This is a genomic window from Amycolatopsis sp. NPDC048633, assembly GCF_040650695.1.
Lineage (GTDB): Bacteria > Actinomycetota > Actinomycetes > Mycobacteriales > Pseudonocardiaceae > Amycolatopsis.
The window spans coordinates 83,233-102,422 of sequence record NZ_JBEZHS010000028.1 but is presented as its reverse complement, the minus strand read 5'-3'; the positions used below and the strand labels follow the sequence as shown (position 1 = coordinate 102,422).

Sequence of the window (19,190 nt, the reverse complement as noted above, 5' to 3'; positions counted from 1 at the left end):
CGGCACGAAGCCGGGCCCCCTTGCGAAAACACTCAGACGCCGAGGTCGCCACCGAGGTAGGCGGCCCGCACCTTCGGATCGTTGAGCAGGTCGGCCCCGCGGGCGCTCTGGACCACGCGGCCCGTTTCGAGCACGTACGCCCGGTCCGACAGCTTCAGCGCCTGCTGGGCGTTCTGCTCCACCAGCAGCACCGTCGTGCCGCGCTTGTTGATCTCCCGGATGATGTCGAAGATCTGCGCGATCAGCATCGGCGCCAGGCCCATCGACGGCTCGTCGAGCAGCAGCACCTTCGGCTTCGTCATCAGCGCCCGGCCGATGGCGATCATCTGCTGCTCGCCACCGGACATGGTGCCGCCGAACTGGGTCTTCCGCTCCGCGAGCCGGGGGAACAGCTCGTAGACCTCGGCGAGGTCGGCCTGGAGGTCGTCCTTGCGGGTGTAAGCACCCATCAGGAGGTTCTCCTGCACCGTCATGCCGGGGAACACGCCCCGGCCTTCCGGCGACTGGCCGATCCCGAGCAGCACGCGCTTGTGCCCCGGGGTCTTCGAGATGTCCTGGCCGTTGAACACGATCCGGCCGCTGGTCAGCGGCCGCAGGCCCGAGATCGTCTTGAGCGTCGTGGTCTTGCCGGCGCCGTTGGCGCCGATGAGGGAGACGATCTCACCCTCGTCGACCTGGATGCTCATGCCCTTGAGGGCGGCGATCTTGCCGTAGTGGACGTTGATGTCCTCGACCTCAAGAAGCATCTTCGGACACCCCCAGATACGCCTCGATCACCTTCTGGTTGTTCTGCACCTCTTGCGGCAGCCCTTCTGCGATCTTCTGGCCGAAGTCGAGCACGGCCAGCCGGTCGCTGATGTGCATGACCAGGCCCATGTCGTGCTCGATCAGCAGCACGGTGCGGCCGTCGTCCCGGATCTTGCGGATCAGCGCCTGCAGGGCGTTCTTCTCCGCCGGGTTCATGCCCGCGGCCGGTTCGTCGAGCAGGAGCAGCTTCGGGTCGGTGGCCAGGGCCCGCGCGATCTCCAGGCGACGCTGGTCGCCGTAGGAGAGGTTCTTCGCGACGTTGTGCTCGACCCCGCCGATGCCGACGAAGTCGAGCAGCTCACGTGCCCGCTCCCGGCCGTGCTTTTCTTCCTTGCGGTGCCACGGCAGGCCGAGGGTCGCGCCGATCGCGCCCGTCTTGTGGTGCGCGTCGACGCCCACCATGACGTTCTCCAGCGCCGACATGTTGTGGAACAGCCGGATGTTCTGGAACGTCCGGGCGACGCCGCGCTTGGTGACCTTGAAGCGCTTCATGCTGTCGATGCGGTCGCCGTCGAAGCGGACCTGGCCCTCGGTCGGCTGGTAGACGCCGGTGACCACGTTGAACACCGTGGTCTTGCCCGCGCCGTTCGGGCCGATCAGGGCGAAGATCTCGCCTTCGTTGATGCTGAGGTTGACCTCGCGCAACGCCGTGACGCCGCCGAAGCGCATGGTCACGTTGTCGAATTCGAGCAGTGCGCTCACTTCGTCACCTCCGCCGAAGCCTCGGAGTCCGGGCCGGCCACTTCCGCGCCCATGGCACCCATGCCGCCGGTTCCTTCCCGTAGTTCGGCCTTGCGCTGCCGCGACGGCAGCAGGCCCTCCGGCCGCAGCGCCATCATCAGCACCAGCACGGCACCGAAGATCAGGACGCGGTAGTCGTTGAACTGCCGGAACCGCTCCGGCAGCCAGGCGATCACGAACGCGCCGAGGATGACGCCGGGGAGGTTGCCGGACCCGCCCAGCACGACCGCGGCCAGGATGGTCGCGGACAGGATGAACGGGAAGTTCTCCGGCTGGATGAAGATCGCCTTGCTGGCGTAGATCGTGCCGGCGAAGCCGCCGATCATGGCGCCGATGGCGAAGGCGAGCAGCTTGAACTTGAACGTCGGAACGCCCATCAGCTCGGCCGCGTCCTCGTCCTCGCGGATCGCCGCCCACGCCCGCCCGACCCGGCTCTTGGTGAGCCGCACCGAGAAGATGATGACGAGGACGATCGCGAACACCATCAGGTAGTAGTACGGCGCCGGGTCGAGGAAGAACTCCATCCCGAAGATCGGTTCCGGGTGCGGGATGTTCGTGATGCCGGGGGCGCCACCGATGGCGGTGGTGTTGTTCGCCGTGATCCGGACGATCTCCCCGAACCCCAGCGTCACGATGGCCAGGTAGTCCCCGCGTAGCCGTAGGGTCGGCGCACCGAGGATGACGCCGGACACCGCGGCCAGGAAGATCCCCAGCACCACCGTCGGCCAGAACGACCAGCCGTACTTCGTGCCGATCGACGCCCACGTGTAGGCGCCGATGGCGAAGAACGCGACGTACCCGAGGTCGAGCATGCCCGCGTGGCCGACGACGATGTTGAGGCCGACGGCCAGCAGGATGTACGTGCCGACCGGGAAGATCAGCACCGTCGTCCAGTCCGAGTACGGGGACATGAACGCCCCGATCCAGGGCGCGGGCAGGATCAGGACGATGACGATCAGTGCGAGGTAGACGCCGTAGCGCTGCCAGTGCGGCGCGTCGGCCCACCAGTCGCGCATGCCGTCGATGGGGTGGAAACCCTTGCGCGCCGGGGTTTCGTTGTTGTCTGCCACTCCGTCGCCTTTCATGCGCGTGCCCGCTGCAGGGATTCACCGAGGATGCCGGTGGGCCGGAGCATGAGCACGAGGACGAGGACCACGAACGCGGTGACGTCCTTCCACTCGGAGCCGAGGAAGATCGAGCTCCAGTTCTCGACCAGGCCCAGCACGATGCCGCCGAGGAGGGCGCCGCGCAGGTTGCCGATACCGCCGAGCACGGCCGCGGTGAACGCCTTGATCCCGAGCAGGAAGCCGACCCGGTAGTCGGTGTTCTCGTATTCCATGACGTAGAGCGCCGCGGCGACGCCGGCCATCGCCCCGCCGAGCAGGAACGTGATCCGGACGATGCGGTCGATGCTGACGCCCATGAGCACGGCGGCTTCGGGGTCCTGGGCGGTCGCCCGGATGCCGCGGCCGATGCGCGTGCGGCTGACCAGCTGGTCGAGCACGATCATCACGACCACGGCGGCGATGATGACGAAGACGTGGTCGGTGCGGACGACGCCGTTGCCGATCCGGAACAGCTCCTCGTGCGGCACGAACCGGGGCGCGTTCTGCTGAACCTTGCCCGCCTTGTCCGAAAGCGCGGGGATGATCGCGAGGCCGAACAGCTCCTGCAGGAACAGGGAGGCGCCGATCGCGGAGATCAGCGCGGCGAGGCGGGTCGCGCCCTTCTTGCGCAGCGGCCGGTAGGCCAGCTGCTCCAGCACGATGGCCGAGCCGCCGGAGACGGCCGCGGAGGACACCGCGATGAGCAGGAGGATGCCGATCATCCCGACCACGCCGACGGTGATCGGGGCGGTGCCACCGGCGATGGCGATGAGGATGAACAGGGACGTCATCGTCCCGATCATGAAGATTTCGGAGTGTGCGAAGTTGATGAGCCGCAAGACGCCGTAGACCATCGTGTAGCCGAGGGCGATGAGGGCGTAGATGGAGCCGGCTACCAGGCCGCCGATGGTGCTGCCCAGAAACTGGCTCTGCAGATCTTGGAACATGACGTAGTTGCCTTACCTGACGGGGCGAGGATGGTCGCCACATTGGCGGGGAGCGGGGGTGCTGTGTCCGTACACAGCGCCCCCGCTCCCGTTAGGTGTTTCTACCGCTCCGTCAGCCGGTGATCTTGGCTTCGGTCGAGGCGCCGAGGTTCTTGATGACCCCGCCGACGACCTGGTACACGTAGATCGCGTTGGTCTGCGGCTCGCCGTTGTCCTTGAACTTGATCTGCTTCGACGCGCCCTTGAAGTCCTCGGTCTTGAGGAAGTCGTTGATCTTCTCGCCGGTGGTGTTGCCCGCCTTGACCGCGTTGATGATGGCGGTCGCGGCGTCGTAGCCCTCGGTCGCGTAGATCGCCGGGGCGACGTTGAACTTGGCCTTGTACTTGGTGGCGAAGTCGTTGGTCGCACCCGCGTCCGGGATGTTGCACGGGCAGCCGACGACGGCACCTTCGGCGGCCGCGGCACCCGCACCGGAGACCAGCTGCGGGTCGAGCGAACCGTCACCGGTGGCGAAGACGGCCTTCACGCCGCCGTCACGGAGCTGCTTGAGCAGCCGGCCGGCCTGGGCGTAGTAACCGCCGTAGGTGATGACGTCCGGGTTGGCCGCCTTGACCTTCTGCACGGTCGACGAGTAGTCCGACGCGTCCTTGGCGAACTTGTCGCGCTCGGTCGTGATGCCCTTGTCCTTGAAGGTCTTCTCGAACGCGTCCGCCAAGCCGACGCTGTACTCCTGGTCGTCCGAGAGGACGTAGGCGTTCTTCGGCGACTTCGCCGTGATGAGGAAGTTCGCGATGCCGGGGCCCTGGTCGTTGTCGTTCGCGACGACGCGGTGCCAGTACTTCCAGCCGTTCGCGGCGAGACCCGGGTTGGTCGCCGACGGCGACACGCTCGGGATCTTGCCCTGCTCGAGGACGCCGCCGACGGCCTTCGACTCGCCCGAGAAGGCGGGGCCGATGAGCGCGGTGATCTTGTCCGTTCCGATCGCGGTCTGCACCAGCGAGGTGGCCTGCTCCGGCTTGCCCTGGCTGTCGTAGTTCTTCAGCTCGAGCTTCACCGAAGGATTCGTGGCGTTGTACTCGTCGATGGCGAGCTTGGCGCCGTTGTTGGGCGGGATCACGATCCCGGAGTTCTCACCGGTCAGGTCGCCCATGAACCCGATCTTCAGCGTGCTGCTGTCACCGCTGCCCGACGAGCTGCTGCCGCCGGCACAGCCCGCCAGCGCAAGCGACGTCGCCGCCGCGAGGGCGAGAACCCGTCCAAAACGCACTCCTGACACCGACTACCTCCCATGACCAACCAGCCGCCGGTAGGCGTTGCCCCCGACACAGGGGCTAGGTTAGGGCAGGAAGATATCCCTCTCGCCCGTCATGTGCACAGGCGGCCTCACTACTCTGTGTCCACATCGTGACGATCGCAACCGACACGAATTGCACGAAAAGGCGAACGACGTTTCGTTACAGCTCGCCGCTGGTCACGCAGCGATGCTAAGTATCGGCGCTCGTTTGGCGAATGGGTGACAGCTGTGTTTCACCGGTATGTCATCGCCCATTTCGGCGGCCGGTGCGTGGCCGGTTTCCCGGCGATCCGCTGTTCACCCTGGCGGGGGCCTCGCGAGGGGGGCACCGCCGTAGGGATGCACCTTACGTCCGGTTCGGGCGGCCGAACGGACCACCCCCGCTCACCGGGACCGGCAGGTCTGCCCGAACGGCCGCCTCTTCGGGCACCACGGTCACAACCAGCGGTTGTCGTGGGCGCCGGAACGGCTGTTGGACCCGCCCCGCCACCCGGCGGTTGGCTGGGGACACAGCCGAGAGACAGGGAGAGCGGGATGCGGATCGCGGAGCGGGAAGTGGTCGAGGGCGTCGCGGCGGGAGTGCCGTTCGTGGCGGTGCCGCCGAGGGACCCGGGGGCGCCGGCGGCGCTGGTGGCCGGCTGGCACCTGATGGACGCGCCGGCGAGTGAACGAGCAATGGCGGCGGCGCTGCCGATGGCGGGGCTGCAGGCGTGGCGGGTGTACTTCGGGCTCCCGCTCAGCGGGGCACGGCTGCCCGAAGGCGGCTACGACGAGGTCTTCCGCCGGGCGAGCGAGGACGCCGTCCTGAACATCTACGCGCCGGTCACCGACCAGGCGGCGGGCGAGTTCCCGGCGGCGCTCGCCGAGCTGCGCGACCGGCTGCCGGGCGCCGACGGCCCGCTCGGGGTGTTCGGGGGCTCGGCCGGCGCCGCCGTCGCGCTGGAGGTGCTGGCTCGCGGAGACGCCGGCATCGCGGCCGCCGCGGTCGTCAGCCCGGTCGTCCAACTGGCCCCGGTGATCACCGCCAACGAACGGCGCTTCGGCGTGACCTACACCTGGACCGAGCGATCTCGCACGGCCGCGGCGCGCTTGGACTACGTCAGCCGGGCCGCCGAGCTGACGGCCCCGCTGCTGCTGGTGACCGGCTCCGGCGACGACATCGCGATCCGGGAGCCGGCCGCGGCGCTGTGCGAAAAGCTCGGCGACCGGGCCGAACTGGTGACGGTCGAGGGCATGGCCCACGACTTCGCGGAGGCGCCGGGGCTCGAGCCGGCCCCGCAGACGCCGGACGCGGCCCGCGTCGACGCGGCGTTCAGCGAGTGGTTCGCGCGGCGGCTGCCAGCCTGAGGTCCTCCTCCGGCAGCCAGGCGTGCTCCGGGTCGTAGGCGCACCAGTCCTCTTCACGGCTGGTGCGCCCGGCCAGGGCGAGGAGCCGCCGCAGCGCCGGGTGCGGCTTCCCGCGCCGCCAGACCAGCGACCACGGGAACAGCGGGGACGGCTCGAACGGCAGCACCTTCAGGTTGAGGTCGGGCGCGAGCTCCATGTCGGCGCCGGCGAGGGTGACGTGCCGCTTGCCGTACCGCGTCTGCTCGAGCGTGTGCCGCAGGTCGTAGCTCACGCCGGAGTCGTCGATCGGCACGTCGAACCGGGCGCACATCGCCTGCAGGTAGGACAGCCATTCGGCGGCCCCGCCGGACCCGGGCAGCCAGATCCCGTCGGCGCGCAGCTCGGCGAGCGGCAACACGGCCAGCTGGGCCAGGGGGTGTTCCGGGGCGAGCAGCGCGACCAGGGGTTCGAGCCGGATCGGGCGGTGCTCCAGCTCTTCGGGCAGCGGCCCGCCGAAGCCGGTGACCCGGCCGACGGCGGCGTCGAGGTGGCCGGACAGCAGTGGCTCGACGGCGTTCGCGAACCCGCCGCCGGCGACCCGGTCGATCCGCAGCGCCGGCTCCCGCGCGGCGAGCCGGCGCAGCAGGAACATGGGGGACAGCCGGAAGTCGACGACGTCGAGGCGCAGCGGCCGGTCCTCGGCGCCCATGGCGGCCACCGCCGCGTCGGCCACCCGCACCAGCTCGCGCGCGTGCGGGAGGAAGCGCTCGCCCTCGGCGGTGAGCTCGACCGAACGGTTGGTGCGCAGGAACAACGGCGTGGCGAGGGTGTCCTCGAGCTTCCGGATCCGCTTCGACAACGCCTGCTGGGTGAGGAACAGCGCCTGGGCCGCGCGCCCGAAGTGGCGCTGCTCCGCGGTGACGACGAACGCCCGCACCTGGGCGAGGTCGAGGTCCACGGCTCAGGCGCCCGGCGGGCGGTCCCGGACGACGCAGGTGAGCCGGGCGGTGCAGGTGCGCCGGCCCTCGTCGTCGGTCAGCACGATCTCCGCGGTGATGGTGCCGCGGCCGACGTGCAGCGGCGTCGCGACACCGGTGACGGTGCCCGCGCGGACGGCCCGGTGGTGCGTGCAGGACAGCTCCAGCCCCATCGCCGCGCGGTCCGGGCCCGCGTTCAGCGCGGCGACCGTCGAGCCCAGCGCTTCGGCGAGCACGGCGTTGGCGCCGCCGTGCAGCAGGCCGTACGGCTGGAGGTTGCCCTCGACCGGGATCGTGCCGACCACGCGTTCGGCGGTCGCTTCCAGCAGCTTCATGCCGACCTTGTCGTTCAGCTGCTGGTCCGCGGCGGCCGGGTCGATGCCCGACAGCCGGTCCACGTCGATGGGGGCGGCACTTTCGATCACGCAAAGCTCCTGTTCCTATGCGACACGTAAGAGTGTCGGACCCTCAGCCTAGACTCGGGCCCGTGAGCCCGAGTGAGAAGACGACCGTTGCCAACGCCACAGGAACGACCGCCACCGGAATCGGCACGGAGCGGCCGAAGCTGCTGCTGATCGACGGCCATTCGATGGCCTACCGCGCCTTCTTCGCGCTGCCCGCCGAGAATTTCAAGACCAAGACCGGGCAGGTCACGAACGCGGTCTTCGGGTTCACGTCGATGCTCATCAACCTGCTGCGCGACGAGACGCCGACCCACCTGGCGGTGGCGTTCGACCTCTCGCGCAAGACGTTCCGCTCGGAGACGTTCGCCGACTACAAGGCGAACCGCAGTGCGACGCCGGACGAGTTCCGCGGCCAGGTCGACCTCGTCCGCGAGGTGCTGGACGTGCTCGGCATCCCGTCGCTGACGAAGGAGAACTTCGAGGCCGACGACATCATCGCCACGCTCACGACGCAGGCGACGGCCGAAGACTTCGACGTCCTCATCTGTACGGGCGACCGCGACGCGCTGCAGCTGGTCACCGAGCAGGTCACCGTGCTGTACCCGAAGCGCGGCGTCTCGGAGATGACGCGGTTCACGCCGGACGCCGTCGAGGAGAAGTACGGGCTCACCCCGCGGCAGTACCCGGACTTCGCGGCGCTGCGCGGCGACCCGTCGGACAACCTGCCGAACATCCCCGGCGTCGGCGAGAAGACCGCGGCCAAGTGGATCAAGCAGTTCGGCTCGCTCGACGACCTGATCGACCGCGTCGACGAGGTCAAGGGCAAGGCGGGGGAGGCGTTGCGCGCGCACCTCAGCTCGGTCCAGCTGAACCGCCAGCTCACCGAGCTGATCCGCGACGTCGAGCTGGAGATCGGCCCGTCGGGGCTGGAGCTGCGCCCGTGGGATCGCGAAGCCGTGCATGCGCTGTTCGACGAGCTGGAGTTCCGCGTCCTGCGGGACAGGCTGTTCGCGACGCTGCAGAGCGCCGAGCCGGAGGCCGACGAAGGCTTCGAGGTCTCGGGATCCGCGCTCGCGCCGGGCGCCCTTGCGGCGTGGCTCGCGGCGCACGCGGGCGAGGGCGAGCCGGTGGCGCTGGCGTTCCGCACCGTGGGCACGTCGGTCCGGTCCGACCTGCGCGCGGTCGCTTTCGCGTCGGCCGACGGCGAAGGCGCGTACGTCGACGTGACGGCGATGGACCAGGCCGACGACGCGGCGCTCGCCGCGTGGTTCGCCGACCCCAAGATCCGCAAGACGGGCCACGACCTCAAGGTCCCGCTGCACGCGATCCACTCCCGCGGCTGGGTGCTGGCCGGGCTCGCCATGGACACCGCGCTGGCCGCGTACCTCGTGCGGCCCGGGCAGCGCACCTTCGAGCTGGACGACCTCGCGCTGCGGTACCTGCACCGCGAGCTGCGCTCGGAGACCGACGGCGGCGACGGGCAGCTGTCGCTGCTCGACGGCGGCGCGGAAGGCCTGGAGCAGAAGGAGATCGACGAGGAGCTGGTCAAGGCCCGCGCGATCTTCGAGCTGGCCGGCGCGCTCGACAAGGAGCTCGAGAAGATCGGCGGCGCGCGGCTGCTCGCTGAGCTGGAGCTGCCGCTGCTGGAGGTCATCACGGCGCTGGAGATCGCCGGCGTCGCCGTCGACCTCGAGCAGCTGACCTCGCTCGAGGCGCACTACCTTTCGCGCGTGACGCAGGCGGCCGACGAGGCGTACGCGGTGATCGGCAAGCAGATCAACCTCGGCTCGCCGAAGCAGCTGCAGGTCGTGCTGTTCGACGAGCTCGGCATGCCGAAGACCAAGCGCACCAAGACCGGCTACACCACCGACGCCGAGGCGCTGCAGGGCCTGTTCGAGAAGACCGAGCACCCGTTCCTGCAGCACATGCTGGAGCACCGGGACGCGACGAAGCTGCGCACGACCGTCGAGGGCCTGATCAAGGCCGTCGCCGACGACGGGCGCATCCACACGACGCTGCTGCAGACCATCGCGGCCACCGGGCGGCTGTCCTCGACCGAGCCGAACCTGCAGAACATCCCGGTCCGCACCGAAGAAGGCCGCCGCATCCGCGACGCGTTCGTGGTCGGCGAGGGCTTCACCGAGCTGATGACCGCGGACTACAGCCAGATCGAAATGCGGATCATGGCGCACCTCTCCCAGGACGAGGGCCTCATCGAGGCGTTCAACAGCGGCGAGGACCTGCACACGTTCGTGGCGTCGCGGGCGTTCTCGCTGCCGCCGGAGGAGATCACGCCGGAGCTGCGCTACCGCGTCAAGGCGATGTCGTACGGCCTCGCGTACGGCCTGTCGGCGTACGGGCTTTCGCAGCAGCTGCGGATCTCGACCGACGACGCCAAGTCCCAGATGGAGGCGTACTTCGACCGCTTCGGCGGCGTGCGCGACTACCTCCACTCGGTCGTCGGCGTGGCCGCGAAGAACGGGTACACCGAGACGGTCTTCGGCCGCCGCCGTTACCTGCCCGACCTCAACAGCGACAACCGTCAGCGCCGCGAGATGGCCGAGCGGATGGCGCTGAACGCCCCGATCCAGGGCAGCGCGGCCGACATCATCAAGGTCGCGATGCTCAACGTCCACCGCGCGCTGGTCGAGGCGAAGCTGAAGAGCCGGATCCTGCTGCAGGTCCACGACGAACTGGTGCTCGAGGTCGCCGACGGCGAGCGCGACGAGCTGGAGAAGCTCGTGCGCGACGGCATGGGGTCGGCCTACGAGCTGGCGGTGCCGCTGGAGGTCTCGGTCGGCTACGGCCGGTCCTGGAACGACGCCGCGCACTGACGCTTCGCCGTTTCCGACGAACCCCGCGCCGCCTGGTGCGGGGTTCGTTCGCGTCCGGGCGCCTACGGAGTGTCGCCGCGCGAATCACCGGGTCGTGGCGCGGATCTACTCGGCCGGACGGCGCCGGGGACTGGTCGTCACGACGATGCTGGGTGGCCCGAACAGCCCAACCCGGGCCCGGCCGGAAGGACCAGCACATGGCCACCGACTTCCAGCGGCGCAAGATTTCCGGCGTCTTCGGCGCCATGGACGCCGACGACGACGGCTACCTGACCGAATCCGACTTCCGGGCGCTCACGACGAGATGGCTCGACCTCCGCGGCACCGACGGCAGCACGCCCGAAGGGGAGCAGCTCGCCGCCATCATGATGGGCTGGTGGGCGACGCTGCGCGACGCGTCCGACCGCGACCGCGACGGCAAGGTGACCCTCGACGAGGTCCTCGGCGTCGTCGACGAGCTCCCGAAGATGTCGGGCGCCGTCACGGGAACCGCCGCGGCGATGTTCGAAGCCGTCGACGAAAACGGTGACGGCGCCATCTCCGCCGACGAGTACCACCGCTTGATCGCGGCGTGGAGCGGCGTCGACACGCCCACCGAGGAAGTCTTCGCGCGTCTCGATCTCGACGGCGACGGCAGGCTTTCCCACGCGGAGTTCACCGGGCACTGGTACGAGTTCTGGGCCGGCGACGACCCGGCCGCGCCCGGCAGCTGGGTGTTCGGGCGGGTCTGACCCGCTCACCGGCACCGGAGTCCCCAGGCGTTGCGACGAACGGCGGAGTCCGTTCGGGTGAGCCATTACCGCTGGGTAGGGAGGTCGGCGCCCGAGGCAAGGCGATCACGGCGTAGGGTCCGCCGAATGGGGTTCGAGCGTGAGCGACGACGCTGGCGGGTCCGGCTGCACGACGAACTCGGCCGGGTGTGCGGTGCGGGCACGGTGCTCGACGAGTACCACGTCCTCACGAGCGCGCACGTCGTCGAAGCCGCCGGGGGTCCGCGGTCCGCGCTGAGCGTCGACTTCGTCGGCCTGGCCGAGGCGATGCCCGGCACCGCCGCCGTCGTCGAAGGCTGCTGGGTGCCCTCCGATGGCGGCGGTCGCGGCGACCTCGCCGTGCTGCGCCTCGAACGGCCCGAATCCCGCGTCTTCCGCGCTCCGCTGCACCGCATGCCGCTGGGCGAGCACCAGCTCGTCCGGGCCTTCGGCTTCCCGCCGGGTTCGGTCGGCCGCTGGATCCACGCCCGGCTCGGCGGCCCCGAGCACCCCGGCAGCGCCGGCGGCGAGTGGGTCCGGCTGTTCCGCACCGCCGAAGCCGAACCGATCGGCCCCGGCTTCGGTGGCACGGCGGTGCTCGACGAGGCGACCGGCCACGTCGTCGGCGTGGTCGTCGGCAAGGACACCGGCACCTGGATGATCCCGGTCGAGACCATGCTCGGGCACCTGCCCCAGCTGAGCATCTGGACCTCGGGCAGCCCGGCCGTCGACGCCAGTTTTTCGCGGCCTGTGGGCGAAGCCGTCGACGTCTCCTTCGTGCAGCGCGTCGCCGACTGGTTCGCCAAGGCCGAGCCCGGCACCGTCTGGGTGGTCGACACCGGGGAGGCCGGTTCGCCCGTCGCCGCGGCGCTGCGGTTCGGGATCGTCCTCGCCGACCGCGAACGCTCCCTCGGCGTGCCCGGCCTGCCGCCCACGCTCGGCGAGATGCCGCCGGCGGGCAGCGTCGACCTCGCCGTCGATGCCACCGGCCGCACCGCCGACGCCGTCCGCCACCGGATCGCCGACCGGCTCACGACCGGTGTCGCGGGCCGCACCCTCGTCATCGACGCGATCGACGACTCCGCCGAACCCGACCGGCTCGTCGGCGAGGTGCTGGCCCCGCTCGCCGGCCGCGCGGCCGAGCTCGGCATCCGCCTGCTGCTCGGGTTCCGGGAGGAGTCCTCGCCCGGCGTCGCGGCGGTGCAGGCGAGCACCCTCGGGGCCCGCCCGGCGCCGGACGACCTCGCGGGCCGCCTCGACGTGCTGACCCAGTCCGTGGAGGAGCTCGCCGAGATCGAGGCGTACCAGCTGCGCGTGGCGACCCGGTTCACCGGCGTCGCGATGCTGCCGGCCCGGGCCCAGCGGCTGCGCGGCGCGCTGAAGCAGCTGCGGTCGGCCGAGGTCGACGGCGACGCGGAGTGGGTCGAGAAGCACATCGGTGGCCACGAGCACGCGGTCGCCCCGGCGGTCGAGGACGGCCGCCGCCAGCGCGCGGTGCTCGACGGTCTGGTCGCCCGCCGCGAGGAGCTGCGGGCGCGCTTGGCCGCGGACAACGAACTCGCGCGCGAGCAGGGTTTGGCGGGCGATCCGGAGCTGGAGCAGGCGTACGTGCCGGCGAAGAGACTCCTGATCGACGGCCCCTGCGAGCTGACGGCGGCGGCCACGGCGGTCGACACGTACGCGGCCGCGGTCCGGGCCCGCATCGAAGACCGCGGCTAGCGCTCCGCCCGCCCGCGACCCGGACTGTCATCGGCCGCACGCTCTTCGCCCGACCCGGAACTGTCGGTGCCGGCCGGTAGCGTGGAAAACGGGGGCGCCCCCGCGGGCCCGGGTGGGCGGCGGCCGGCGCACCAGCCCGGGTGGGCGGCGGCCGGCGCACCGCGAGGCCCGGCTCAGCGGCGGCCGAGGCCGCGGATCAGCACCATCACCGCTTCCCGCACTTCGGCCCGCGTCCGCTGCGGCCCGAACACCTGCCAGTCCAAGGCCACCACCAGCATCGTGCCGAACAGGCCCGCCGCCGCCGTCGGGATCTGTACCCCGTCCGGCAGCCGGCCGGCCTCCTCCAGGCGGGCGAGCTGGTGCTTCACGATCGAGATGATCTCCTCGCGCAGCAGGGAAAGCGTGCCGTGCCACTGGCCCGGTGTCCGCCACAGCTCGCTCACCAGGATCTGCGAAAACCCCGGATAGGTCGCGATGAACTCCAGCGTCGTGTCGACCTGCGCCTCGATCACTTCGAGGGGATCCGCGTCGGTCACGGCGGAGCGCAGCCGGCCGGCGAGCATGTCCACCCCGTACCGCAGGAGCCCGTCGACCAGGCCGTCCTTCGAGCCGAAGTTGTAGTAGACCGTGCCCTTCGCGACGCCGGCCTCGGCGGCGATGTCGTCGACCGTCAGGCCGACCAGGCCCCGGCTCTTCGAGAGCCGCAAGGTGGCCTCGAAGAGCTTCTGCTTCGTCCCGCCGCTCACAGGCTCAGCTCGGGTTTGAGTGCCGACACCGTCCAAACGCGACGTTTGCGCGCGGCCAGGGTGGACACCAGGATCCCGCCGGCGAGGTACGCCAGCAACACTCCGATGTCACCCAGGATCTGCACGGTGGCGCCACTGTAGAACAGGTGGCGGAAGCCGTCGATGGCGTAGCCCATCGGAAGCACGACGTGCAATGGGTACAGCGCGTCCGGGATGGTCTGCCACGGGAACGTCCCGCCCGCGCTGACCAGCTGCAGCACCAGCAGCACCAGCCCGAGGAACTTCCCGACCGCGCCGAAGAACGCGTTGAGCGCGTGCACCACCGCGGTGAACGTCAGCGACACCAGCACGGCGAACCCGATCGCGCCCAGCGGGTGCGCGATGTGGATGCCGACCAGCCACGTCACCGCGCCGAAGAGCACGACCACCTGCGCGATGCCGAGCAGCGCCGACGACAGCCAGCCGCCCACGGCGACCCGGAACGGTGCCGCGCCCGCGGTCAGCGCGCGCGTCGAGAGCGGGCGCAGCAGCAGGAAGAGCACGAACGCGCCGATCCAGGTGGCCAGCGAGATGAAGAACGGCGCGAGACCGGCGCCGTACGTCCCCGCCGACGCCTCGCCGTTGGCGTTCACCGCCACCGGGTCGGCGATGGTGTTGGCCGTCGCCGAGCGGGTCGGGTCGTCCGGGTTCGGGATCTCCTTGAGCCCGGCCGAAAGCCCGTCACGCAGCTTCACCGCGCCGTCCGCGAGCTGGTTCGTGCCCGTGACGGCGGTCTTCTCGCCGTCGTTCAGCTTCGCGGCGCCGTCGCGAAGCTGGTTCGCGCCGTCGGACGCCTGGGCGATGCCGCTCGTCAGCTGCGGGGACGCGGCGGCGAGCTTGGCCGCGCCGTCGGAGACCTGCCGGGCACCGTCGGCCAGCTTCGCGAGGTCGCCGTTGGCCTGCTGGATCGTGGTGTTGGCCTGGTCGACGGGGGAGCGCAGCTGGTCGGCCTTGGCGACGATGGCCTGGACTTGGGCTTCCGGCACGCCGGCGTCGCGCAGGTCCGTCACGAGCTGGGTGCGGTAGGAGTCGAGCTTGCCCTGGATGCCGGACGACGCCGTGGCGGCCACCGACGCCGCGTCGGCGACCTTCTGGTCCCCGGTCGCCACCTGCGAAGCGCCGTCGGCCAGCTTCTGCGTCTGCGACGGCAGTTCCGCGGTGCTGCTCTTGAGCGTGCCCAGGCCGGTCGCCAGCGTCGACGAGCCGTCCGCGAGCTTGGCGGCGCCGTCGGCCAGCTGCTGCTGCCCCGACTTCAGCTGGTTGGCGCCGTCGGCGAGCTGGGACGCACCGGTCGAGGCTTCCTGGATCTTGGCGTAGATCGTGGAGAAGCCGACCAGGAACCGGTCCGCGGCCTCGCTGCCGACCTTCTCCGCGATCGTCTTGCGGACCTGTTCGGCCACCTGTTTCGCGATGGTGCCGGACAGGTAGTTGTTGGCATCGTTGGTCGTCAGCGTGATCGTCGCCTGCTGCGGCTGGAAGGTGCCGACTCCCAGCAGGGCGGCGGAGAAGCCGTTGGGGATGCCGATCGCGAACGAGTACTTGTCGTCGCGGACGCCGTCGCGCGCCTCCTGCTCGGACACCTCGTGCCACTGGAAGGTGCCGGACTTGACCAGCTCGTCGGTCACCTCGCGGCCGACGTTGCGCTGCTGGCCGCCGGCGTCCTTCGCGCCGCTGTCGCTGGTGAAGACGGCGGCGGGCAGCTTGTCGAGGCGGCCGTACGGGTCGTAGTTCGCGTAGAGGTAGAAGGACGCGTAGAGCAACGGCACCAGCACGAGCGCGACCAGCGCGAGCTTGGGCATCGTGCCGGTCGAGAGGCGGCGCAGCTCGTTGCGCGCGATCCGGAAGGCGTTCATTCGGGGACTCCGTCAGTGCTCTCGGGGAGCTCTTCGGTGGGGGCGGGTTCGGGGGCGTGGTGCTGCGGCTCGGGCTGCTCGGCCGAGCCGAGGCGCGCGGGCGTGAAGGGCAGCGCGGACAGCGGCGTCGTCGCGGTCAGGACGACGACGGCGAGGCCGCGTTCGGCCTGTTCGCGCGCGAGCTCGGCCCAGCTGCCGACGTCGCTGGTGTGCCGGTCGGGGGTGTCGAGGACGAGCAGCCGCACGCCTTTGCGCCCGGCGGCCAGCTCGGTGAGCAGCCGCGTGCGCAGGGCCGGGGCGAGGTTCTCGAACCGCGCGCCCGCGAACGGCGCGGCGTCGTGCTCGGCCAGCCAGCGGGCGACGTCCTCCTTGCCCGCCGGGCGGTGGGCCAGCGCCAGCTCCTCGCCGACGACCACGCGCAGGGCGAGGGCGTCGTCGGGCTCGCTGACGCCGGGGGCGTCGACGACCGCGACGAGCTCGGGCAGCCCGGCGTCGGTTCCTTCGGCGTGCACCGTGCCGGTGGTCGGCTTCAGCCGCCCGGCCAGGGCCAGCCCGAACGCGGTGACGCCGACGCCGGGTTCGCCGTGCACGATCGCCAGGTCGCCCTCGCCGACGGTCAGCGAGGTGGGCGGTAACAAGGGGCCGTGGTGCCCTTCGAGGGACACCCGATCGGCTCGGACCTGCACGGTTACTCCAGCGTCGGAACTTTTGAACTGACCGGTCAGTTCAAAAGCTAGCCCTCGCGGAGGGGTACGGCAAGATCATCGGACGCACGTCACACCCGTGGGTGACACGGGGAGTCCGCATCGTGGCCGACTTTCGCATTCCGTGAGCCGCGCCGCCGCCCGGCGGCCCCGGGTGGGGGAGAGCGAGCCGCGCTACCGGAGCGCCGAGGCCGGCCGAACCTCCCAGCTGGTCCACAGTGGACGGTAGCCCTGCCGGTGCCAGAACACCGAGGACAGCGGGTTGGTCGGGTTGTAGTAGAGGTAGGTGCGGGTGGCGCCGCCCCGGTGCAGCTCCCGGTGCACGTGGGCCATCAGCGCCCGGCCGAGGCCGCCGCCGCGGCGTCCGGGCGCGGTCACGACGTTGTTCACGTAGCCCCAGCGCCCGGCGGGGAGCAGCTCGCCCGCTTCGTTGCCGTCGGTCGCGTCGACCCACGCGCAGTGCGCCAGGGAGCGGACCTCGCCGTCCTCTTCGGCCAGCCACACCGGCGGCTCGTCCTCGGCCAGCGCCTCCCGCAGCGCGGGGGCGAGCAGCTCGGCCGTGTTGGTCCGGCGGGCCGCGGCCACGAGGCCGGTGTAGTCGAACGTCGCCGTGGCCAGCTCCAGCGCCGCGGCGAAGTCGCCGGGCCCCGCGCGGCGGACGGCCACCGCCGGGTCCGCCTCGATCGGGGGACCGGTGCGCACGCCCAGCGCGCCCAGCGGGACCAGGCCGTGGTCGAGGAAGGCGCGGACCGCCTCGGCGTCGCGGCTCGGCCAGACGACGACGCACGACGAGTCGTCGCCGACCTCCTCGTCCTCCACGGCGTCCTGGAGCCGGCGCAGCAGCAGGCCGGCGCCCTCGGTGCCGGTGTCGCCGAAGTACGGGAACAGCTGCCAGGTGTCGGCCGCCGACCACAGCATCGGGACGTCGCCGGGTTCGAGCCGGTGCCGCTGGAGGACGCCGGCGACCCGGGTGCCGTCCGCGGTCGCGGCGTCCAGCCGCCGGCCCACGGCGGGGGGCGCGGCGGGCGGCAGCAGTGCGTCGACCGCCGCGAACCGCGCGCGGTTCGCGGCGAGCAGCGGCTCGGCGATGTCCATGGACCCCCCTGGTGCGTCGATCAGGACCAGGCGGGTCGCCGGATCCACATCGTCCACAGTGGACGATAGCCCTGCCGGTGCCAGAACACCGGCGAGAGCGGGTTCGCCGGGTGGTAGAAGAGGAACGTACCGCGCACCTCCGGCAGGAGCAGCCCGCGATGGGCCACCGCCATCAGGGCCCGGCCCACGCCGGCGCCGCGCGCGCCGGGCGCGACCGACAGCGTGTCGACGTACCCCCAGCGGCCCGGTTGCAGCCGGCCGTGGATGCCGTCGCCCGGCGCGGGCGAGGTCGGGACGCACGCGGCCAGGCCCACCGGGACGCCGTCGTCCTCCGCGATCCAGACCAGGCCGCTGAAGCGCAGCGCGCGCACGACCTCCGCGCGCAGCAGCGCCCGTGCACCGGCTCGCGGCACCGCGGTGCCGACCAGCGACGTGTACTGCCATTCCGCCACCCGCAGGTCCGTGAGCGCCTCGACGTCGCCCTCACCGGCGAGACGGACGGTCACCCGCGACGGCCCCTCGTCCGCGGGTGGCGCGGGGAGCCGCACCGCCAGGCACGTCATCGGCGCGAAGCCGTGGGCCAGCAGGACCGCCGACGCCTCGGCGTCGCGGCTCGGCCAGGCCAGCGTGCAGCCCGAGTCCGGGTCGGGCCGCGTCCCGCGCATCCGGTCGCGCCAGGCCCCCAACAGCGCGGTCAGGCCCGCCGCGCCGCTGTCGCCCGGCACCGCGGTCAGGTCCCAGATCTCCAGCGGGCCCCACAGCGCCGGCCACGCTCCCGGCGCGTGCACGACGTGCGTCAGCAGGCCACCCGCCCGGCGCCCGCCGGTGGTCACCACCAGCGGCTCGCTCACCGCCGGCGGGGCGGCGATCGGCGGCAGCAGCGGGTCGAGCGCGGCGAACCGGGCGTTCTGCTCCCTTTCCAGGGGGTTCACGAGCGGCGCGTGCGGAAGATCGCGGTGCCCGGGAAGAGCCGGCCCCGCAGCGGGCTCCACTGGCCCCAGACCCGCGTGTGCCCCTCCGGCCACTCGGGCTCGACCAGGTCGGTGAGGGTGAACCCGGCGGCGGCCAGCGCGTGCACGTAGTCGCCGAGGGTGTGGTGGTATTCGACGTAGGTCGCGGTGCCCTCGTCGTCGACCTCCACGTACGGCGTGCGGTCGAAGTACGGCTGGGTGACGGTGAGCCCCTGCGGGCCGGGGTCGTCCGGGAAGATCCACCGCATCGGGTGCGTCACCGAGAACACCCACGGCGCGCCCGGCCGCAGCACCCGGTGCACCTCGGCGAAGACGGCGTCCACCGAGGCCACGAACGGGATCGCGCCGAAGGCCGAGCAGGCCGCGTCGAAGCTCCCGGACGCCAGCGGCAGGTACTCGGCGTTCGCCTGCACCAGCGGGACGGCGGCGCCGGTGCGCTCGTTGCCCTCGCGGGCGTGGCGCAGCATGCCGGCGGACAGGTCGGTCGCCACGGCGCGGGCGCCCTGCGCCGCCAGCCAGCGCGAGCACGCGGCCTGCCCGCAGCCGACCTCCAGCACGCGCTTGCCGCGGACGTCGCCGAGCAGCCGCGCGTCCGCCTCCCGCACGCCCTCGGGGCACCAGACGAAGTCGGCGTCGCCGAGGAACCCGCCGTGTTCGGCCTGGTAGTCGTCGGCGTCGGCGTCCCACCAGGCGAGGTTCGCGGCGGCCGCTTCCGGGCCCCCGACCTCGCGGTAGGCGACGGCCGTGGTGCCCAGCCGGTGCTCGGCCGCGTCGTGGCGCCCCGGCGCGGGCGGCTCCTCCGGTGGCATGATGGTGGTCTCCGGTCCCTGCGTCCTGGTGCCTGCGGTTTGCTTCCGCGAGGACCTTAGCGACCGAGG

17 protein-coding genes are annotated in these 19,190 nt (G+C 71.5%); 4 read left to right on the top strand and 13 right to left on the bottom strand.

Annotated features, from left to right (window positions below; genetic code table 11):
- Positions 1–32: 32 nt before the first annotated feature.
- The 5 genes from AB0C38_RS36215 to AB0C38_RS36195 all read right to left on the bottom strand — a co-directional run bounded on the left by AB0C38_RS36215 (position 33) and on the right by AB0C38_RS36195 (position 4,868).
- Entirely contained in the window at positions 33–746 is a 714-nt protein-coding gene (locus tag AB0C38_RS36215; protein ID WP_360682232.1) for an ABC transporter ATP-binding protein, read from the bottom strand.
- On the bottom strand, positions 736–1,509 hold the full coding sequence (locus AB0C38_RS36210; protein ID WP_360682231.1) for an ABC transporter ATP-binding protein: 774 nt from the start codon (positions 1,507–1,509) through the stop codon (positions 736–738). The genes AB0C38_RS36215 and AB0C38_RS36210 overlap by 11 nt, the downstream gene beginning before the upstream one ends.
- Positions 1,506–2,633, bottom strand: coding sequence for a branched-chain amino acid ABC transporter permease (locus tag AB0C38_RS36205; RefSeq protein WP_360682229.1), 1,128 nt, complete (start codon positions 2,631–2,633; stop codon positions 1,506–1,508). The genes AB0C38_RS36210 and AB0C38_RS36205 overlap by 4 nt, the downstream gene beginning before the upstream one ends.
- Positions 2,630–3,601 carry a branched-chain amino acid ABC transporter permease gene (locus AB0C38_RS36200; protein ID WP_360682227.1) on the bottom strand — a complete coding sequence of 324 codons (972 nt, stop codon included), beginning with the start codon at positions 3,599–3,601 and terminating at the stop codon, positions 2,630–2,632. The genes AB0C38_RS36205 and AB0C38_RS36200 overlap by 4 nt, the downstream gene beginning before the upstream one ends.
- Positions 3,602–3,713: 112 nt before the next feature.
- A complete protein-coding gene (locus AB0C38_RS36195; RefSeq protein WP_360682225.1) occupies positions 3,714–4,868 on the bottom strand; it encodes a branched-chain amino acid ABC transporter substrate-binding protein in 1,155 nt (384 codons plus the stop codon).
- A gap of 561 nt (positions 4,869–5,429) precedes the next feature.
- Here AB0C38_RS36195 and AB0C38_RS36190 point away from each other — a divergent pair.
- On the top strand, positions 5,430–6,242 hold the full coding sequence (locus AB0C38_RS36190; protein ID WP_360682223.1) for a prolyl oligopeptidase family serine peptidase: 813 nt from the start codon (positions 5,430–5,432) through the stop codon (positions 6,240–6,242).
- On the opposite strand, the gene AB0C38_RS36185 is transcribed toward AB0C38_RS36190, so the two are convergent.
- Positions 6,208–7,179, bottom strand: a complete 972-nt coding sequence (locus AB0C38_RS36185) for a LysR family transcriptional regulator (RefSeq protein ID WP_360682221.1) — start codon at positions 7,177–7,179, stop codon at positions 6,208–6,210. The two genes, AB0C38_RS36190 and AB0C38_RS36185, sit on opposite strands and share 35 nt — an antisense overlap.
- Positions 7,180–7,182: 3 nt before the next feature.
- Entirely contained in the window at positions 7,183–7,623 is a 441-nt protein-coding gene (locus tag AB0C38_RS36180; protein WP_360682219.1) for a hotdog fold thioesterase, read from the bottom strand.
- Positions 7,624–7,685: 62 nt separating this feature from the next.
- Between AB0C38_RS36180 and polA the strand changes: the two genes are divergently transcribed.
- The 3 genes from polA to AB0C38_RS36165 all read left to right on the top strand — a co-directional run bounded on the left by polA (position 7,686) and on the right by AB0C38_RS36165 (position 12,904).
- Positions 7,686–10,436: a DNA polymerase I gene (polA, locus tag AB0C38_RS36175; protein ID WP_360682217.1), complete on the top strand. Its 2,751-nt coding sequence runs from the start codon at positions 7,686–7,688 to the stop codon at positions 10,434–10,436.
- Positions 10,437–10,633: 197 nt separating this feature from the next.
- A complete protein-coding gene (locus AB0C38_RS36170; RefSeq protein WP_360682216.1) occupies positions 10,634–11,167 on the top strand; it encodes an EF-hand domain-containing protein in 534 nt (177 codons plus the stop codon).
- A 126-nt stretch (positions 11,168–11,293) separates the two neighbouring features.
- Positions 11,294–12,904, top strand: coding sequence for a trypsin-like peptidase domain-containing protein (locus tag AB0C38_RS36165; RefSeq protein ID WP_360682214.1), 1,611 nt, complete (start codon positions 11,294–11,296; stop codon positions 12,902–12,904).
- A gap of 173 nt (positions 12,905–13,077) precedes the next feature.
- Here the strand turns inward: AB0C38_RS36165 and AB0C38_RS36160 are convergent, their stop codons facing one another.
- From AB0C38_RS36160 to AB0C38_RS36135, 6 genes are all read right to left on the bottom strand, one after another.
- Positions 13,078–13,650, bottom strand: coding sequence for a TetR/AcrR family transcriptional regulator (locus tag AB0C38_RS36160; RefSeq protein ID WP_360682212.1), 573 nt, complete (start codon positions 13,648–13,650; stop codon positions 13,078–13,080).
- Positions 13,647–15,542 carry a YhgE/Pip domain-containing protein gene (locus AB0C38_RS36155; RefSeq protein WP_360682210.1) on the bottom strand — a complete coding sequence of 632 codons (1,896 nt, stop codon included), beginning with the start codon at positions 15,540–15,542 and terminating at the stop codon, positions 13,647–13,649. The genes AB0C38_RS36160 and AB0C38_RS36155 overlap by 4 nt, the downstream gene beginning before the upstream one ends.
- Positions 15,539–16,228, bottom strand: coding sequence for an ABC transporter ATP-binding protein (locus AB0C38_RS36150; protein ID WP_360682208.1), 690 nt, complete (start codon positions 16,226–16,228; stop codon positions 15,539–15,541). The genes AB0C38_RS36155 and AB0C38_RS36150 overlap by 4 nt, the downstream gene beginning before the upstream one ends.
- A gap of 192 nt (positions 16,229–16,420) precedes the next feature.
- Positions 16,421–17,341 carry a GNAT family N-acetyltransferase gene (locus tag AB0C38_RS36145; protein ID WP_360682206.1) on the bottom strand — a complete coding sequence of 307 codons (921 nt, stop codon included), beginning with the start codon at positions 17,339–17,341 and terminating at the stop codon, positions 16,421–16,423.
- Between the two features lie 20 nt (positions 17,342–17,361).
- A complete protein-coding gene (locus tag AB0C38_RS36140) occupies positions 17,362–18,273 on the bottom strand; it encodes a GNAT family N-acetyltransferase (RefSeq protein ID WP_360682205.1) in 912 nt (303 codons plus the stop codon).
- A complete protein-coding gene (locus tag AB0C38_RS36135) occupies positions 18,270–19,121 on the bottom strand; it encodes a class I SAM-dependent methyltransferase (protein ID WP_360682203.1) in 852 nt (283 codons plus the stop codon). Before AB0C38_RS36135 ends, AB0C38_RS36140 begins: the two co-directional genes overlap by 4 nt.
- Positions 19,122–19,190: the final 69 nt, after the last annotated feature.

Excerpts from the sequence above, each read along its gene's own strand:
- AB0C38_RS36215 (WP_360682232.1), bottom strand. The coding sequence starts at position 746 with ATGCTTCTTGAGGTCGAGGACATCAACGTCCACTACGGCAAGATCGCC.
- AB0C38_RS36205 (WP_360682229.1), bottom strand. The coding sequence starts at position 2,633 with ATGAAAGGCGACGGAGTGGCAGACAACAACGAAACCCCGGCGCGCAAG.
- AB0C38_RS36200 (WP_360682227.1), bottom strand. The coding sequence starts at position 3,601 with ATGTTCCAAGATCTGCAGAGCCAGTTTCTGGGCAGCACCATCGGCGGC.
- AB0C38_RS36190 (WP_360682223.1), top strand. The coding sequence starts at position 5,430 with ATGCGGATCGCGGAGCGGGAAGTGGTCGAGGGCGTCGCGGCGGGAGTG.
- AB0C38_RS36170 (WP_360682216.1), top strand. The coding sequence starts at position 10,634 with ATGGCCACCGACTTCCAGCGGCGCAAGATTTCCGGCGTCTTCGGCGCC.
- AB0C38_RS36165 (WP_360682214.1), top strand. The coding sequence starts at position 11,294 with ATGGGGTTCGAGCGTGAGCGACGACGCTGGCGGGTCCGGCTGCACGAC.
- AB0C38_RS36155 (WP_360682210.1), bottom strand. The coding sequence starts at position 15,542 with ATGAACGCCTTCCGGATCGCGCGCAACGAGCTGCGCCGCCTCTCGACC.
- AB0C38_RS36145 (WP_360682206.1), bottom strand. The coding sequence starts at position 17,341 with ATGGACATCGCCGAGCCGCTGCTCGCCGCGAACCGCGCGCGGTTCGCG.
- AB0C38_RS36135 (WP_360682203.1), bottom strand. The coding sequence starts at position 19,121 with ATGCCACCGGAGGAGCCGCCCGCGCCGGGGCGCCACGACGCGGCCGAG.